This window comes from Acinetobacter sp. YH12039 (assembly GCF_013420015.1).
Lineage (GTDB): Bacteria > Pseudomonadota > Gammaproteobacteria > Pseudomonadales > Moraxellaceae > Acinetobacter > Acinetobacter amyesii.
In genome coordinates this window covers 21,393-36,776 of sequence record NZ_VOZA01000030.1, presented here as the reverse complement: position 1 = coordinate 36,776, position 15,384 = coordinate 21,393, and the positions used below count along the sequence as shown (strand labels likewise).

Below are 15,384 nucleotides of genomic sequence, written 5' to 3'. Positions count from 1 at the left end.
TTGGTGAGTTTCGCTCAACATTTAGGAAAAACAGGTTGGACAGTTCAACGTTTACTCAGAATAATTCAAGTGAATTTGTTTGAAAGAAGAACTTTAAAAGCTTTATTTTCACCCGATAAAATACCCAAAAACAAGAGGAAGCTCAAATGAGCTTCCTCTTGTGAAAAATTGTGGGACAGCAGTGGCCTTCGGGTGGCTTTTTTTATGTTTAAAATTTACCAAAAGATATATTAATTATTGTGAATGCTTATTTTTACACATATAATCGCTTTCGATTTTTAACCACCTGCGGGTGGTTTTTTGTTGGTTTTAAATTTTTATTTCTCCCACTGAACTTGGTTTAGATTTTGCTTTTATATTTGTGGAAACATGCTAGTGTGTAATTTATGCACAATAACTATGCAAGATTAAAGACTAGCAAGATAAAAGAAAGATGGATAAGTAAACGAGTTCAGTATCAACACTCATGATGAGGTGATGACATGATTAAAATAGTAGAATATTCGGCAGTGGATAAGTCTGCGCTGCGTAAAAAGGGTTGGAAGCTTTTTGGTGCAGTGGTGTGTTTGCAGTTGGTGTTTTTATTTTTGGGTTATGCGTTGCAGATGTAATATTTGAACAATTGAAACCGCCGTGAGGCGGTTTTTATAAGCCTTCCGCGTTAGATGGTAACAAAGCACTATATTTTTCTTTCAATTGCTTTTTAAACTTCTTATCCCAAATAATAAAATCAATACCACCATCATAAGGTGCAACAATAATTTTTTTTTCAAATGAAACGAGAAATGCATGAATTTCTTCATTTGCAATTTTTAATAATAAATCATCATGTTTTTTAGGCTCCCATATTATTTGAGTGTATAAGGGTATAAAACAGACATCATTTTCATCACCATCATCAAAGTATTCAGGATCTATCTGATGTAGATTCATAGAAGGTGATTCTATTAAATTGTAGGAAATGATTTTTCTTCTATCATACTCAGGGTGGAAATAATTTGGCTCTGGCTGAGAATAATGTGGCGTAACATAATTACCTGTCACAAGGTAAACCGAGGTATCTAAGCCTAAACAATCTGTGATGATCTGATTTTGACGATCTAATAAAAGTAGCACTTCTTCTGTTGTGTCTGCATATTGTTTAGACTCGGGCAAGCTATGCATACGAAACCAATATTCCGAAAAATAAAATTTTAATACGTAAGGAATAGGTACTTTATTTGGAAAGTGATCATTCCATTGTTGTTCAAAGGTTTTAGTCATTGTTAATCTTTATATATTCTTAATGGGTTTAATATAACTTAGCATTAGGTAAATTTTCATATATCAAATGCAATGCTCAAGCTTATCTACTTCATACCTGAATAGCATCTTGAATCTACCAAACTTGCCGTATTTGAAGCAGGTGTCAGAGGTAGGCAATTTTGAGCACTGTACGTGGTAAATTTAGAGACAATACCAACTCAACATTTAGTCCGACAGAGTCTAACGGGCGACATCCATGTCGCAGGTTCCGTGATCAAATATTAAAATTTGATTTGATGATTGACTGTTAATGATTCTATTTAAATCATTAACTGAATCTGCTTTAAGACCGCCTTCAACGTATTTTCATAATCAAAAGCAGCATTAGTACTGTCTTGGTATCGCCAAGCGACATAACCATCTGGACGAACTAAGACAGCGCCTGATTCATGGATTTCAGATTTCGCATTCCATGTCCCATAAACGTCACGATATTCACGTGATCCAATTTGAATCACATCTAAATAAGGTAGATTCAACGATTCAGCAGCAGATTTCCAACCTTTGCCTGAAAGACCTGTCAGTAGGGTGAAACGACCATGCCCTGTAATATCTAACGTTGATTGCTTATCGCCTTTGGCATCAATAATCCAAGTATGTGGAACTTTAGCCCCCGGACGCGTGGTTGCTTGCAAGTAAAGCTGTTGATCTTTGGCAAAGATCTCAGGTTCAGATTCAGCAATCACCGCATTGGATGTATAACGTTGATTCAACTCGACACCTTGAGCATTAAACTCAAAGTTTTTAATTTCTAAGGCTTGATATAGCTTTTGACGAATTTCTGCAGCTTGTTCATCTTCCGAAAAAATTCTTTGCATCATTTGAGCTTGAGTTGTGATGCCTTGGTCAAAACCAAATACCTCTTTGAGATGTTTATAGTCAAAGCGAGATTGATTGGCACGCGCCACGATTTGCTTGCCCACAGGCGCACGTTCAGTGGTATAGGACTCAAGTAGAGCAGGAGTAGCCCAACCTTTAATTGCATATGCCAATTTCCAACCGAGGTTAAAGGCATCCTGCATGCAGGTATTTGAGCCTAAGCCACTTGATGGTGGATGACGATGTACCGCATCACCGCCGCAGAATACACGTCCTTTTGAATATTCGGTTGCCCATGTTTGGTTCACATACCAATAAGACAGTTTTTGAATTTCGACATTTTCAACTTCTACACCAACAAAGGCATTTAAACGTGCCCGAACTTGTTCTTCGGTCACTTGCGGTTCGCCTTTGGAAATATCAAAGCCCCAACCCATAATCCATTCATTCCACGGTGTAATGGCACGGAGTAAGCCCATGCCCAGATCACCAAAGCTCGCTTCAGGGTTAACAATCCATTGCAAAATGGCAGGGCGGTGTTGCACATATTTGGAAAGATCAGCTTTAAACATGACATAGACTGTACCTGCGCGAGACATCACCCCTTCCATGGGTAAATCAAGCTCTTCAAGCACTTTAGAGCGAGCACCATCCATACCAATTAAATATTTGGCACGTAAGCTAAATTCAGTTTGGGTAATGCGATTAAGGAATGTTGCTGTTACGCCATGTTCATCTTGTATATGGGACAAATATTCAGTATTAAAATTATAAATTGCACCACGCTCGGCTGCATTTTTTACCAACAAAGCTTCCATTTTCGGTTGAATAAGATCGACTAATGGACAGGGGCTACCTTTAATATAATCGCCATGACGTTCATCGCCCGTGCCCCAAGCACTCATACGGGCAATTTCTTCACCGACAAGACTTGTGGTAATGAGGCTTTCACCCATCTGCTCCCAAGGAGTTGCAATTTCTTTGACCTGTTCTTCGATACCTAAGTCACGCAACACTTCCATCGCACGTTGGTTGGTAATATGGGCACGCGGGCTATTAGCTAACCAATTAAATTGGGTAAAAAGCTGAACCTGAATGCCGTAATTTGCCAAGGCCAAACCTAAAGTAGAACCTGCAGGCCCTGTGCCAATAATCAGAACATCGGTATCGAATTGCTGTGTCATACAAAACTCCATGTGTATGTGAAGCGCAAACTTGGAATAGTCCGAAGTCTAGGCAAATGATTTTCCGAGTAGAATGGATATTCATATAAACTATAGATCTATTGGTATTTTGACTGCATGACACGGGTGATGTAGTAAGTATGTGGAGTGAAGCGAATGGAATTACGACATTTACGTTATTTTGTGACGGTGGCGAAAGAACAAAGTTTCACTAAGGCAGCGGAAAAACTATTTACAGCACAACCATCGCTTAGTCAGCAAATTAAAGACTTAGAGCAAGAGGTTGGGGTGCAATTATTTGAACGTTCTGCTCGCAAAGTCTTACTGACCGATGAAGGGCAGGCTTTTCTGAAATATGCCGAGCAAGCACTAGAAAATGCTAAACAAGCTGTAGCAGCAGCTCGCCACGTGGCGCAAGCCAAAAATAATCAAATACATATTGGCTTTTTAAATGTCGCAGAATTGAAAATTATGCCAAGTATTTTGGCGCAATTAAAACAACATATTCCTGATTTAAAAATACATTTACATAGCTTGACGTGTACAGAGCAAATCCAAAAACTCAAAAATACTGAATTGGATATTAGTTTTACTCGTTATCACTTAAGTCATGACGACTTTACCAATATTCAGGTTTTAAGTGAGCAAATTTATTTGGTCGGTGCAGCGCATCTGCATCCCTCAGATCGAATCTTAAAACTTCAAGAATTAAAAAATCACACCATTATTATGTGTGAACAAAATGCTTCTCCTGTATTTTACGATACCTTAAATGCCTTAATTCCTTTTGATCAGCAACAACATGATCACATGCTGTGGGTGACCAATGTCATGCAGCATTTAAATTTGATTAATATGGGTATGGGGCTGAGTTTTGTGCCCGAATATTTACTGAAGTTTTTAAATGATTCGGTCAAAGTCATTCAAACAGATATGGAATTACCGAAACTAGGTTTATATGCTACCTATCCGCATGCATCGAATAATGTGGCATTAAAAATGATTTGCAGTGCTTTAAATGATGTAGCTGCTCAATAGCGTCTGGAATAGCCAATGTTAAAACTGATTTATTATGTACCTGAGTCTCACTTAGAATCGACTAAACTGGCCGTATTTGAAGCAGGAGCAGGTGGTATCGGAAACTATGAACACTGTGCTTGGCAAGTACTTGGAACAGGGCAGTTTAAACCTGTAAAAGGTGCAAATCCATTTATTGGTGAGTTGGATATGTTGGAGCAAATTCCTGAATGGCGCGTGGAAACCATCGTGCCTGAAGATAAAGCGAGTGAGGTCGCAAGGGCTTTAAAAGCAAGTCATCCTTATGAAGAGCCGGCATTTGAGTTTATTCAAATGGTGGATGTAAGTTTTTAATTCATAATGAAAGTTCCCTCTCCTTTTAAAGGAGAGGGTTAGGGAGAGGATTTATCAGATTATGCCCCTCATCCTCTTACGAAGAATGCTCCTCTTCCCGAAGGGAGACGGGACTTACCTAATATTTAAAGTTATGCAGTCAATTGCGGTTGTGAGTATTCAATTGAAAGCAAGTTAAACCTTCTGAATAAATAAATCACGGTCAAAACGATACTGCGGGAAGAACACACCATCTTTAGCACGTTCACCTGCACCAATCACCATCACTGGGTATTGCTGGGCATTTAATCCTAAAATCTTCTTCACCAAAGGTTCATCAAAACCTTCCATCATACAACTGTCAAAACCATAGGCACGTAAAGCCAAAACTAAGTTTTCACAAGCCAATGCTGTGGTTTTGCTCGCCCAAAGTTTTGCATCTGCTTCATTAAATGCTGTTACAGGCAATTGTTTATCCAGTGTACGTGCAACTTTGAAAGCTACTTTCTTAAAGTTACCTAGTGCGTTGAAGTAACCTGTTTTATAGTTATAGGGAATAAACTTGTAATACTTTTGCACAGCTGCAGGTGCTTCAGGAAATGGAAATTCCGAAATATTACGTTTAGCCATTTCATCTACACGGTCGGTACGCGCGACACAGACAATCAATTCAGCAGCAGTTTTTGCCGCAAGTTGCCCTAAGCAAGCTTTCACCAACTGTTTTTTCTTTGCAGGGTTCTGAACGACATAGAATGTCCAAGGCTGTAAATTTGATGAATTTGGCGCAAGCAGGGCAAGGTCTAAGCATTCATCTAAAACATCGTTTGGAATGGCCTTGTCGGTAAACTTACGTACAGAACGACGGCTTTGTACAACTTTTTTAAAATTTTCGATATCGATGCCTTCAGGTGCAGGTTCGTAGTAGCGTTTCTTTTCAGATTTATTGTCAGTTTGTGATGCTGTCATGTGGAAATGTCCAGTTTTTAATTTAGAAAATAGATTGGGGCTGAGATGAAAAAAACCACCCAAATATGAGTGGTTTTTTAAGTTCCATTAAAAAATTAATTGAACTGAGAGAAGTCTGGTTTGCGTTTTTGCATAAAGGCTGCAACAGCTTCCATCATTTCTGGGGAGCCAACACGATCCATGAAAATCTCAGCTTCATGGTCAATCCATGCCACGATTTCATCTACATTATGTTTCATTAATGCTTTTGATTGAACCAAAGAAGCGAGTGGTAGAGCAGATAACTGTGCTGCTTTTTTCGCAGCTGTCGCATAAGCATCTTCTTCAATGCTATTGACCAAATTCGCTGAAAGCGCTGTCGCACTATCAAACTTCTGAGCGGTTAAGAGTAATTCAGCCGCTTTATGGTAGCCGGCTTGTTGAACCAATAGCTTGCTCGATGCACCTTCAGGCGATAGACCAAGGCTCACAAACGGAATTTGGAATAGGGCAGTATTGTCGCTGTAGACAAGATCGCAATGAAGCAGAATCGTAACACCAATCCCAATGGCAACACCACGAACCGCAGCGATCAACGGCTTAGAAAATTGAGCAGCAGATTTTAATAAAATGAACGGTGCGCCTTCAGAAGCTGGAGCTTGCCCTTTTTGAGCAGCAGATTTCATGAAATCTTGCATGTCATTGCCCGCACTGAAGTCCGCATCTTGACCACGGAGTACAACTACACGCACTGAAGTATCCTGATCAGCTTCATCTAATGCCTTTGCAATCCACAGATATAATTCTGTATACAGCGCGTTCTTCGCCTGAGGTCGGTTAATGGCCAAGGTCAGTACGCCATTGTCCAAATTCGCATTCAAATGTTCATGGGGTTGTTGAATACAGCTCAGTGTCATCGTACTATCCTTGCGTAAAAGTTTCGTTTTGATTTTATGCTCGACATTATGTCGCATATTTCAGCCTGTGGCACAACTGCTCAGTTCATAAAAAGTTTGATTTGATATGAAATATACATTTGATTATTTGGTTTTCATTGGGCGTTTTCAGCCGTTCCATTTAGCACATCTGCAAACCATTAAAATTGCCTTGCAACAAAGTCAATATGTGCTTTTAGCACTGGGTTCGGCGCAAAATGAACGTAATATCAAAAATCCATTTTTGGCCGTAGAACGTGAGCAGATGATCCTGTCGAATTTTTCAGAGCAAGATCAGAAGCGAATCAAGTTTGTGCATGTGATAGATGTATATAACGATGAAAAATGGCAAAAGTTAGTCAAATCTTTGGTGAATGATGTAATTGAAACGAATGCAAAAGTCGGTTTGATCGGGCATTTTAAAGATGATTCTTCTTATTATTTAAAATTCTTCCCTGAGTGGGAAATGGTTGAGCTGGATAGTCTAGAAGGGGCGATTTCTGCGACACCAGTACGTGAAGCGTATTTTCGTGGTGAAATTGAACGAGATGCCTTTCCTCAAGGTACCATTGATTTTTTGCAAAAATTTCAACAGACAGACATTTATAAACAACTTCAACACAAATTTATGACTCAGGATAAAACAAATCTGCTATAAAAAAACGCTAAAGTTCTAGCACCACAATGGAGTAAAAAAATAAACATTGTAGTGCTTTTAGGCTGTGTTTTATTCAGGAGAAAAACATGAGTTTGCGTCAGGGAACGTTTGCAAAATATATGGGAGCCTTCGCTTTATGTTGCGTATTTCCCCTACATGCTGCTGAATGGACGCTAACGCCTAATAGTCAGGTCACTTTTGGTATTAAATCTGTGGGGCTGTCTATTGTAGAAGGCCGCTTTAATAAGGTTCAATCGAACCTAAAATTTGATCCTGAAATTCCGCATAAAGGTTCAGCGCATTTAGTGTTAGATGTGGATAGCATCAGTTTTAGTAACCCAAGCTTGAAAGGATTAATCTTGGGCAGTGAATATTTTGATGCCGCTGAATTTAAGCACGTGAAGTTTGTCAGTAAACAAATCGAACCCGTGGCTTATGCGAAATATATGATTCGAGGGGATCTCACCATTCGTGGCATCACTAAGCCTGTGATCTTCGATACCACACTCACCCCAAGCCCGCAAAATCCAAAAGTGTTGGATGTTCAATCTTTAGCAACCATTAAGCGTAGTGATTTTGGTATGCGTAAAGCACTCGGTGGAGTAGGTGAGCAAGTATTGATACAGCTCAAAGGCCAATGGCGGCTTGAATAACCGTAGTCTTACAGAGTTTAACACATATGATCTTTGGCATGTTGCAGCACAACAGCAGTCAATTTTTGTAATTGAACAGATTGTTGGTTCCAGTGATGCCAATACAAGGCTAAATCAATACTGAGTTCTGTTGAAAGCTCTATCAATTTTCCCGCTGCTAATAAGTCTTTGCTTTGATAGTCGGGTAACCATCCATAGCCCAACCCCATCGTAATGGCATCAAAAAATGCCGTTGAAGAGGGAATGAAATGATGCGGATATTGTGAAGGATTGAGTCCGAAATTTTTTTGAATCGATTGCGTATGCAGGTCATCCTTCTCATTAAAAATCAGTGCAGGAGCAGCCCTTAAGGCATTTCGCGTCACGCCTTGATCGAACCATCTTTGGATAAAATCAGGGGTTGCTACAAAGCGATAATGCATTTCACCCAGATATTCTGCAACGCAGCCTTTCATGGCTTCTGATTCTGTTGTAACACAGGCATTGACTAGTCCTGCTTCTAATAAATGATGTGTTTGTGACTGATCATCGACCTGAAAATGAATCACGATTTTTTCTTCAATTAAGAGATCTTTGAGTAGCGGAAGCAGCCATGTCGCAAGTGAGTCAGCATTGGTTGCAATATTGACTTGATAAAACGCATTCGCCGTTTGTCCTGTTAGATTTTGCAGAAAATTATGTTCTAGTAATTTGCTGTGTTGTAAATAATGCAATAAAGATTGGCCTGCGAGTGTTGGGCGGCAGGGCCGTTCACGCACAATGAGCACATGACCTAATTTCTTTTCTAAGGTTTGTAGCCTGAGCGTGACCGCAGATGCCGTAATATTTAAACGCAGTGCCGCTTGTTCAAAGCTTCCTGTTTCTGCAACCGCAAGAAATGCTTCACTATGTTTGCTTTGTAACATGAGTCACCTACGAGTATTAGAAATTACATAAACTAAGAAAAACTTAGTTATATTGATATTTATTTATAAATACTTATTTTTAGCAATAAGCTTAGATAATAGCAAGATTCATTTAAAGCTTTGAAAGTGTAGTTAAAAATGTTGCACAGTTATATGCAAGGGCTCGCAATTGGATTTAGCCTAATTATCGCGATTGGTGCGCAAAATGCGTTTATTCTCAAGCAAGGGTTAAAAAAGCAGTATGTCTTTTGGCTCTGCGCTATTTGTGCTGCTTCTGATTCGATACTCATCTTATTGGGGGTGCTCGGATTCTCCCAATTGGTTGAAAGTCATCCGGAAATTGTGAGTGTTGCGAAATATTTGGGCGCAACGTTTTTAGCAGTTTATGGGGCACAGCATTTTCTGCAAGCCTTTAAAACTTCGAGCAGTTTAGCGCCCAGTGAGAAGAATGAAACCAAACTATTGAAGTTGGTGCTGATTTGCTTGGCTTTAACGTGGTTAAATCCACATGTATATCTCGATACGGTTGTGCTGATTGGGTCTATTTCAACGAAGTTTGAGTCGACTGCTGTATATTTTGCGATTGGGGCAATTACAGCTTCATGGGTGTTTTTCTTTGTCCTCGGATTTGGTGCGCGCTATTTATTACCGCTCTTCCAAAGTGCAAAGGCATGGAAAGTTTTAGACTTTATTATTGGCGTTGTGATGTGGGGAATTGCAATTTCATTATTGCTCTAGTTATATGTCCTCATTAAATTTGAGCCCATTCCTAAAGGAGCGGGCTCAAATCATTACTTTTATGCAGCTTGTAATGCTTTTAAATCTTCTAAGACTTGTTCTGCATGGCCTGCAGCTTTGACTTTACGATATTCTTTTACCAGCTTTCCATTATGGAAAATAAAGGTTGAGCGTTCGATGCCCATAACCTTTTTGCCATACATATTTTTTTCTTTAATCACATCGAAATGCTGACATAGCACTTCTTCTTTATCACTGATTAAATCAATGCTTAGATTTTGCTTTTCAGTGAAGTTTTGATGGGCTTTAACCGAGTCGCGAGAAATGCCGTAGATTGGTGTATTAAGCGCATCAAACTGATCTTTTAAGCATGAAAACCCAATGGCTTGCGTCGTACATCCTGGTGTTGAATCTTTAGGGTAGAAGTAGATGATCAGCCAGTCATTGTTTAGTTCTGCAAGGTTGACTTCACCTGAGGTGGTTGGGAAGGTTTGATTTGGTAAGCTAATTTCAGTCATGAAGATTTCCTTTTTCATGTCTTATCCCTAAATGGGCTTAAACAAAGTATGTGAAATATGACCATCATACAGAATTTACTTTGAACTTAAAGCAATAAAAAAGCCTGCATTTGCAGGCTTTTTTAAGACGAAAATTATTTTTTCGCTTGAGCAGATTTCATTGCTTCTTCAGTTAAATTTTTTAATTTACCTGTTAACTGAGGACCGAAACATGCTTGAAGGTCTTTATTTTGTTTTTGAACAAAAGCGAGTGTTGCAGGGCTTTTCTTCTGGTTGATTGTGCTTTGGATTTCCCATTTTTGAGCATTGGTTAAACGACCATCTGCTTCAACAGCACAAGTACAGTATTTGCTAACTTCAGCGGCAGTTAGTTTTTTACCTTTGCCAGTTTCTTCTTTACAAACATTAATTAACGAAGATTTTACGTTAGTGCTCTTATATGCTTGTTGAAGCTTGTCGTTGTCAGCGTGTGCAACTGAAGCAAACAATGCAGCTGCAGAGAAAGCAGCAGAAAGAATAATGTTTGATTTTAAATTTTTCATAAACCCTACCTTGTTATTTCGGTATGTAACGTGTCGGATCTTCAACACCTGCGTCAACGAAACCTTGTTTACGAAGACGGCAGCTATCGCATTTACCGCAAGCACGACCTTGGTCATCTGCTTGATAGCAAGACACCGTTTGACTGTAGTCTACGCCATGTTCTATACCTAAGCGAATGATATTTGCTTTGGATAAATGTAACAGAGGTGTTTCAAATTTAAGTGGTTTTCCTTCAACGCCAACTTTAGTTGCAAGGCGAGCCATGTTGGCAAAGGCTTCGATAAACTCTGGACGGCAGTCTGGATAGCCTGAGTAATCAACCGCATTAATACCAATGACAATTGCTTCTGCACCAAAAACTTCCGCCGCAGCTAAAGCATATGACAAGAAAATCGTGTTACGAGCTGGTACATAAGTTACAGGAATACCGGCTTGTTCATGATCAGGAACTTCAATGCTATGGTCAGTTAACGCAGAGCCACCTAAGTTACCTAAATCGATATTAATGACACGATGTTCTACACCAGCTTGCTTAGTTAACTCACGAGCAGCATCTAGTTCTGTCGTAGAACGTTGACCATACATAAAACTTAAGGCGATACATTCATAACGTGCTTGAGCCCAAGCTAAACAAGTGGTTGAGTCTAAGCCGCCAGACAATAAAACTATGGCACGAGGGCGCATATGCATTACTCCAAATAATTCTTTAAAACTTAACGACCAGTTTCATCGTTCCAAAGCAACTTATGTAATTGCAATTGGAAGCGAACAGGGAGATGGTCTTCTAAAATCCATTGTGCTAAATCACGTGCAAGCTGAGGCAAACGAACAGCACCTTTTTCAACGGCAAAGGCCGGAGAGAACCAAATGGTGCTGACTTTTTCGTTTAGCTTATAGTGCTCAACTTGCTGTTTTGACCATTCATAGTCTTCACGATTACAAATCACAAATTTGATCTGATCATGCGCTGTTAAATGGTCGAAGTTGCTAAGCAAGTTTCGTGCAACTTCACCCGATGTCGGGGTTTTTAAATCCATAACCTTTGAAACACGTGGGTCAACTTTAGACACATCTAAAGCACCGCTGGTTTCTAAAGAGACTTCGCAGCCTAAATCGGCCAGACGAGTCATGAGGGGAAGGGCGTTCGGTTGAGCAAGCGGCTCACCACCCGTCACGCAAATATAAGGGGTTTTAAAATCTAAAGTGGTTTGAATGATTTCTTCTAATGATTGGCGTTCACCGCCTTCAAACGAATAGGTTGTATCACAATAAGTGCAACGTAACGGACAGCCCGTCAAGCGGATAAAGACCGTAGGCAAACCTGCGGTATTGGCTTCACCTTGCAATGAATAAAAAATCTCCGTAATACGTAAACCCGCAGACGGATCAGAAACAGGAATAGCGGAAGATCGAAGGGTACTCATAACAAAATTAACCAGATATAAAAAAACAAAAAATCTCTACGATCATTGCTAATCGTAGAGACGAGGAGCGATAGAGGCTCCACGGAACACGAATGCTCCGCTGAAATAAAGACTTAGTCTTCGCGTAATAATTCGTTCAAGCTTGTTTTCGCACGAGTTTTCGCGTCAACTTTTTTCACGATTACTGCAGCATATAGGCTGTATTTACCGCATTTAGACGGCAGGCTACCAGAAACCACAACAGAACCAGCAGGAACACGGCCGTAATGGATTTCGCCAGTTTCACGGTCATAAATCTTAGTCGATTGACCAATGAATACGCCCATTGAAATCACAGAACCTTCTTCTACGATCACACCTTCAACGATTTCAGAACGCGCGCCGATAAAACAGTTGTCTTCAATGATTGTTGGGTTTGCTTGAAGTGGTTCAAGAACGCCACCAATACCAACGCCACCTGATAAGTGAACGTTTTTACCAATTTGAGCACATGAACCAACAGTTGCCCATGTATCAACCATTGTACCTTCGTCAACATATGCACCAATATTGACATATGAAGGCATCAATACAACATTTTTTGCTTGGAAAGAACCTTTACGTGCTACAGCAGGTGGTACTACACGTACACCTGCAGCTTTAAATTGTTCTTCAGTCCAGTCAGAGAACTTAGTATCAACTTTGTCATAGAAGCGTAAGTCACAAGCTTCCATTGGTTTGTTGTCGTTCAATTTGAATGAAAGCAAAACGGCTTTTTTCACCCATTGATGAACAATCCATTCACCATCAATTTTTTCAGCAACACGTAATGTACCGTTATCTAGGCCAGCGATCACTTCTTCTACTGCTGCACGTACTTCAGCAGGACAGTCAGCTGCAGTGAAATTAGCACGGTCTTCAAACGCTTGTTCAATGATTGTTGAAAGCTGAGACATGTTCTTCCATCCAGAAAAAAATTTTCCAAGATTTTACACTAAATCGAGTCAAAAATAGATGGTAAATCGGCCTAGGATCGGAATTAATTATTAAGCAAGCACTATAACCAAGAAATTAAGAGTGATGAATTTAGCATTTTCATAAGGTTTGTATAAAAAATACGCAAAATATACAGAATTGTTCCTTAACATCATTATTATATTTAAAAAAATGAAACAAAAACTCTTTATTAATCAATATTAAAATCTAAATGTATCAAAAGTTAACAAAAAATCAGTAAATTTGCATAAAAGTTGAGCTGTGTTTCCTTTTAACATGTGCCATATAACAAGTCTGTAAAATCTGAATAAGAGTTTATTTTGAGGAGAAACACATGAAATCATTACGTTTATTAACGGTAGCTGCTCTACTTACTGCTGCAGGTACTGCAATGGCAGATACCTCTGTAGTTCATGATGGCTATGCATTTGATCAAAACCAACTTATCCCAACTGGCGCTCGTCTAGAAGTGGGTACGACTGGTTATGGTGGTGCGTTACTTTGGACTGCGAACCCATACGTCGGCCTTGCATTAGGTTATAACGGTGGTGATATTTCATGGTCAGATGACTTATCTGTCGATGGCGTAAAATACGACATGGATATGGATAACAAAGTTGGTTACTTAAATGCAGAAGTTCGTCCTTGGGGTGCAAGTGCTAATCCATGGGCTCAAGGTCTTTATGTTGCTGCGGGTGTAGGTTATATCGACACTGAATATACGTTAGATAAGCGTCGTAAAGGTGATACACCAATTAAAATTGATGGTAAAGAAACTTCTTTCGAACGCCTAAACGGTAAAGTGTCTTACGATAACGATATCGCACCATACCTAGGTTTGGGTTTTGCACCAAAATTAAATAAAAACTGGGGCGTATTCGGTGAAGTAGGTGCTTATTACACTGGTAACCCAACTGCAAAATTAACGGCTGTTGGTGGTACTGCTGCTGACCGCGAATTACTTGCTGACCATGAACGTAGCATCGAACAAGATGACAAATATGAATGGCTTCCAGTAGGTAAAGTAGGTGTGAGCTACCATTGGTAAGTTCTTACTGAAACAAAAAACGAGCTTCGGCTCGTTTTTTTTGTTTTTAGAAAGCGTTTAAAATCTGTGACCAAATTTCAGACCATAGATCATGGCATCATTGTCTGAGACACTTGCAAGACCTGAAATATGAGATGTTTCAGTATTCGATGGTTTTGAGAGTTTCATATAATACAGGCCAGTCGCTAGAAAATTGTTCGGGTTAAATTTATGCATCATACCTAAACCTAAACCTCGATAGCCATCACTTGGGTTTAAGGTAGACACCGCATTTCCTGTCCCGTTGTCCCAAATAAATTCTGCAGCAGCGAGCCAACTCGGATTAAATTGATGCGCAATCCCCAATTTTCCTGACCATTGATCTTTTTGATATTCCACCAATTGGATATCAGCTAAATCACGGTATTGCGGATCGAGTGCTGCATATTGAAGTACAGCATTAAACTGCGGTGGTTGAATGCTAAAATCTTTCCAATTAATCCAACGAATTGTGCCATATACAACATTATGTGAGCTAACAGCTGTTTGAAATTCAAAATTGACGCTTTGTGGCGTTTGAATGGATGTATGGATGTCAGGGACTAACTGAAAAGGACCATTTGAATACAAAGTCGATTCAGATGTTTTATTGTCATGTTTGATTTTTGAACGATAGGTTAGGCTGGTTTTAAGTGCGTATTCAGGAATTTGATAACTGAAACCGAGCAGCCAGCCGATCGCTTCATCTTGTTTTAAATAAACATGATAGCCATTGAGAGCAGCATATTGTTGCCCAGAAATTTTTAAATCACCTTTAAATGTTTGTAGGCTTAAACCGCTATAAATATTCCAATTATTATTGGGTTGATAGCCTACCAGTCCAGTTAGGTTATGCGTTCTAAAGTTAATATCGGCGCTTTCAATATCGATATTTGAGCTATCTGGTAAGCGAGGACTATATTGATAATTGATATCAGTATGAAAAGGTTGCTCATAAATTACTCCCGCAGAAATATTTTCATGTGGTTGAATTTTAAGTGCAAATTTCCCAGAAAATTGTTGATGGGCGAGATTCCCTGTAGAAAAATCAGTGATGCCCAACTCACTGATTAAACCTTGGTTTTGAACTTTGCCGTCCACTTGAGCATCGACGTAAGCGAAACTGACTTCAGTATAATTTCCGGGTTCAAGAAAGGCCGAGATCGATTGATCTGAGTTTTCTATCCCTGCTGCATACATGATCTGTATGGGGCAGGCGATCCCGACTGCCACTGCGACGAATTGATTTTTCATAAATATGGGTCGGAAGTAATAAGGTTTTAATTTTTATTGTGTTGGATGTATTTTAATCAAAATTAAAAATAAAGCCAAGAAAACTTAGATAAAATATGTGTTTACCAAAAAA

General features: G+C 39.4%; 18 protein-coding genes and 1 pseudogene. 8 read left to right on the top strand and 11 right to left on the bottom strand.

Features of this window, described 5'->3' with window-relative positions; all coding sequences use genetic code 11:
- Both FTT98_RS18125 and FTT98_RS18120 read left to right on the top strand, forming a co-directional pair.
- Window positions 1–150, top strand: a pseudogene (locus FTT98_RS18125) (IS4 family transposase); the annotation flags it as partial.
- Window positions 151–482: 332 nt separating this feature from the next.
- Entirely contained in the window at window positions 483–611 is a 129-nt protein-coding gene (locus FTT98_RS18120; RefSeq protein ID WP_257220672.1) for a KGW motif small protein, read from the top strand.
- 34 nt (window positions 612–645) lie between these two features.
- Here FTT98_RS18120 and FTT98_RS12370 read toward each other — a convergent pair whose 3' ends face one another.
- Both FTT98_RS12370 and FTT98_RS12365 read right to left on the bottom strand, forming a co-directional pair.
- Window positions 646–1,263: a hypothetical protein gene (locus tag FTT98_RS12370; protein WP_180040158.1), complete on the bottom strand. Its 618-nt coding sequence runs from the start codon at window positions 1,261–1,263 to the stop codon at window positions 646–648.
- A gap of 302 nt (window positions 1,264–1,565) precedes the next feature.
- Complete coding sequence (locus tag FTT98_RS12365; protein ID WP_180177416.1) at window positions 1,566–3,308, bottom strand: FAD-dependent monooxygenase; 1,743 nt, start codon at window positions 3,306–3,308, stop codon at window positions 1,566–1,568.
- Between the two features lie 156 nt (window positions 3,309–3,464).
- Here FTT98_RS12365 and FTT98_RS12360 point away from each other — a divergent pair, with 156 nt between their 5' ends.
- Both FTT98_RS12360 and FTT98_RS12355 read left to right on the top strand, forming a co-directional pair.
- A complete protein-coding gene (locus FTT98_RS12360) occupies window positions 3,465–4,346 on the top strand; it encodes a LysR family transcriptional regulator (protein WP_180177415.1) in 882 nt (293 codons plus the stop codon).
- A 15-nt stretch (window positions 4,347–4,361) separates the two neighbouring features.
- Window positions 4,362–4,679, top strand: a complete 318-nt coding sequence (locus FTT98_RS12355) for a YqfO family protein (RefSeq protein WP_078190358.1) — start codon at window positions 4,362–4,364, stop codon at window positions 4,677–4,679.
- 174 nt (window positions 4,680–4,853) lie between these two features.
- Here the strand turns inward: FTT98_RS12355 and FTT98_RS12350 are convergent, their stop codons facing one another.
- Together FTT98_RS12350 and FTT98_RS12345 are read right to left on the bottom strand one after the other, a co-directional pair.
- The gene (locus tag FTT98_RS12350) at window positions 4,854–5,624 is read right to left on the bottom strand and encodes a nitroreductase family protein (protein ID WP_180177414.1); all 771 of its coding nucleotides are present in this window, start codon (window positions 5,622–5,624) and stop codon (window positions 4,854–4,856) included.
- 95 nt (window positions 5,625–5,719) lie between these two features.
- Window positions 5,720–6,520 (bottom strand): enoyl-CoA hydratase-related protein, encoded by an 801-nt coding sequence (locus FTT98_RS12345; protein ID WP_078192396.1) that lies wholly within the window; start codon window positions 6,518–6,520, stop codon window positions 5,720–5,722.
- Between the two features lie 106 nt (window positions 6,521–6,626).
- Between FTT98_RS12345 and FTT98_RS12340 the strand changes: the two genes are divergently transcribed.
- A complete protein-coding gene (locus FTT98_RS12340) occupies window positions 6,627–7,196 on the top strand; it encodes a nicotinate-nicotinamide nucleotide adenylyltransferase (protein WP_180063427.1) in 570 nt (189 codons plus the stop codon).
- An 86-nt stretch (window positions 7,197–7,282) separates the two neighbouring features.
- A complete protein-coding gene (locus tag FTT98_RS12335) occupies window positions 7,283–7,849 on the top strand; it encodes a YceI family protein (protein ID WP_180177413.1) in 567 nt (188 codons plus the stop codon).
- Window positions 7,850–7,866: 17 nt separating this feature from the next.
- Here FTT98_RS12335 and FTT98_RS12330 read toward each other — a convergent pair whose 3' ends face one another.
- Complete coding sequence (locus tag FTT98_RS12330; RefSeq protein WP_180177412.1) at window positions 7,867–8,754, bottom strand: LysR family transcriptional regulator ArgP; 888 nt, start codon at window positions 8,752–8,754, stop codon at window positions 7,867–7,869.
- 138 nt (window positions 8,755–8,892) lie between these two features.
- Here FTT98_RS12330 and FTT98_RS12325 point away from each other — a divergent pair, with 138 nt between their 5' ends.
- Window positions 8,893–9,492 carry a LysE/ArgO family amino acid transporter gene (locus FTT98_RS12325; protein ID WP_180177411.1) on the top strand — a complete coding sequence of 200 codons (600 nt, stop codon included), beginning with the start codon at window positions 8,893–8,895 and terminating at the stop codon, window positions 9,490–9,492.
- Between the two features lie 59 nt (window positions 9,493–9,551).
- On the opposite strand, the gene FTT98_RS12320 is transcribed toward FTT98_RS12325, so the two are convergent.
- From FTT98_RS12320 to dapD, 5 genes are all read right to left on the bottom strand, one after another.
- Entirely contained in the window at window positions 9,552–10,010 is a 459-nt protein-coding gene (locus FTT98_RS12320) for a peroxiredoxin (RefSeq protein ID WP_180026885.1), read from the bottom strand.
- A gap of 134 nt (window positions 10,011–10,144) precedes the next feature.
- Window positions 10,145–10,552 (bottom strand): hypothetical protein, encoded by a 408-nt coding sequence (locus FTT98_RS12315; protein WP_078192024.1) that lies wholly within the window; start codon window positions 10,550–10,552, stop codon window positions 10,145–10,147.
- Window positions 10,553–10,565: 13 nt separating this feature from the next.
- Window positions 10,566–11,237 (bottom strand): 7-cyano-7-deazaguanine synthase QueC, encoded by a 672-nt coding sequence (gene queC, locus FTT98_RS12310; RefSeq protein WP_078190349.1) that lies wholly within the window; start codon window positions 11,235–11,237, stop codon window positions 10,566–10,568.
- A 29-nt stretch (window positions 11,238–11,266) separates the two neighbouring features.
- Complete coding sequence (gene queE, locus FTT98_RS12305; protein ID WP_180040142.1) at window positions 11,267–11,977, bottom strand: 7-carboxy-7-deazaguanine synthase QueE; 711 nt, start codon at window positions 11,975–11,977, stop codon at window positions 11,267–11,269.
- 113 nt (window positions 11,978–12,090) lie between these two features.
- Window positions 12,091–12,912, bottom strand: coding sequence for a 2,3,4,5-tetrahydropyridine-2,6-dicarboxylate N-succinyltransferase (gene dapD / locus FTT98_RS12300; protein ID WP_078190347.1), 822 nt, complete (start codon window positions 12,910–12,912; stop codon window positions 12,091–12,093).
- A gap of 374 nt (window positions 12,913–13,286) precedes the next feature.
- On the opposite strand from dapD, the gene carO reads away from it, so the two are divergent.
- A complete protein-coding gene (gene carO / locus FTT98_RS12295) occupies window positions 13,287–14,000 on the top strand; it encodes an ornithine uptake porin CarO (RefSeq protein WP_180063423.1) in 714 nt (237 codons plus the stop codon).
- A 57-nt stretch (window positions 14,001–14,057) separates the two neighbouring features.
- Here carO and FTT98_RS12290 read toward each other — a convergent pair whose 3' ends face one another.
- A complete protein-coding gene (locus FTT98_RS12290) occupies window positions 14,058–15,272 on the bottom strand; it encodes an OmpP1/FadL family transporter (protein ID WP_257230214.1) in 1,215 nt (404 codons plus the stop codon).
- Window positions 15,273–15,384: the final 112 nt, after the last annotated feature.

Bases quoted from the DNA above. Each gene is read 5' to 3' on its own strand.
- FTT98_RS12325 (WP_180177411.1), top strand. From the start codon at position 8,893: ATGTTGCACAGTTATATGCAAGGGCTCGCAATTGGATTTAGCCTAATT.
- FTT98_RS12340 (WP_180063427.1), top strand. From the start codon at position 6,627: ATGAAATATACATTTGATTATTTGGTTTTCATTGGGCGTTTTCAGCCG.
- FTT98_RS12360 (WP_180177415.1), top strand. From the start codon at position 3,465: ATGGAATTACGACATTTACGTTATTTTGTGACGGTGGCGAAAGAACAA.
- FTT98_RS12330 (WP_180177412.1), bottom strand. From the start codon at position 8,754: ATGTTACAAAGCAAACATAGTGAAGCATTTCTTGCGGTTGCAGAAACA.
- queC (WP_078190349.1), bottom strand. From the start codon at position 11,237: ATGCGCCCTCGTGCCATAGTTTTATTGTCTGGCGGCTTAGACTCAACC.
- FTT98_RS12355 (WP_078190358.1), top strand. From the start codon at position 4,362: ATGTTAAAACTGATTTATTATGTACCTGAGTCTCACTTAGAATCGACT.
- FTT98_RS12320 (WP_180026885.1), bottom strand. From the start codon at position 10,010: ATGACTGAAATTAGCTTACCAAATCAAACCTTCCCAACCACCTCAGGT.
- FTT98_RS12335 (WP_180177413.1), top strand. From the start codon at position 7,283: ATGAGTTTGCGTCAGGGAACGTTTGCAAAATATATGGGAGCCTTCGCT.
- FTT98_RS12345 (WP_078192396.1), bottom strand. From the start codon at position 6,520: ATGACACTGAGCTGTATTCAACAACCCCATGAACATTTGAATGCGAAT.
- FTT98_RS12290 (WP_257230214.1), bottom strand. From the start codon at position 15,272: ATGAAAAATCAATTCGTCGCAGTGGCAGTCGGGATCGCCTGCCCCATA.
- FTT98_RS12370 (WP_180040158.1), bottom strand. From the start codon at position 1,263: ATGACTAAAACCTTTGAACAACAATGGAATGATCACTTTCCAAATAAA.
- queE (WP_180040142.1), bottom strand. From the start codon at position 11,977: ATGAGTACCCTTCGATCTTCCGCTATTCCTGTTTCTGATCCGTCTGCG.
- dapD (WP_078190347.1), bottom strand. From the start codon at position 12,912: ATGTCTCAGCTTTCAACAATCATTGAACAAGCGTTTGAAGACCGTGCT.
- carO (WP_180063423.1), top strand. From the start codon at position 13,287: ATGAAATCATTACGTTTATTAACGGTAGCTGCTCTACTTACTGCTGCA.
- FTT98_RS12365 (WP_180177416.1), bottom strand. From the start codon at position 3,308: ATGACACAGCAATTCGATACCGATGTTCTGATTATTGGCACAGGGCCT.
- FTT98_RS12315 (WP_078192024.1), bottom strand. From the start codon at position 10,552: ATGAAAAATTTAAAATCAAACATTATTCTTTCTGCTGCTTTCTCTGCA.
- FTT98_RS18120 (WP_257220672.1), top strand. From the start codon at position 483: ATGATTAAAATAGTAGAATATTCGGCAGTGGATAAGTCTGCGCTGCGT.
- FTT98_RS12350 (WP_180177414.1), bottom strand. From the start codon at position 5,624: ATGACAGCATCACAAACTGACAATAAATCTGAAAAGAAACGCTACTAC.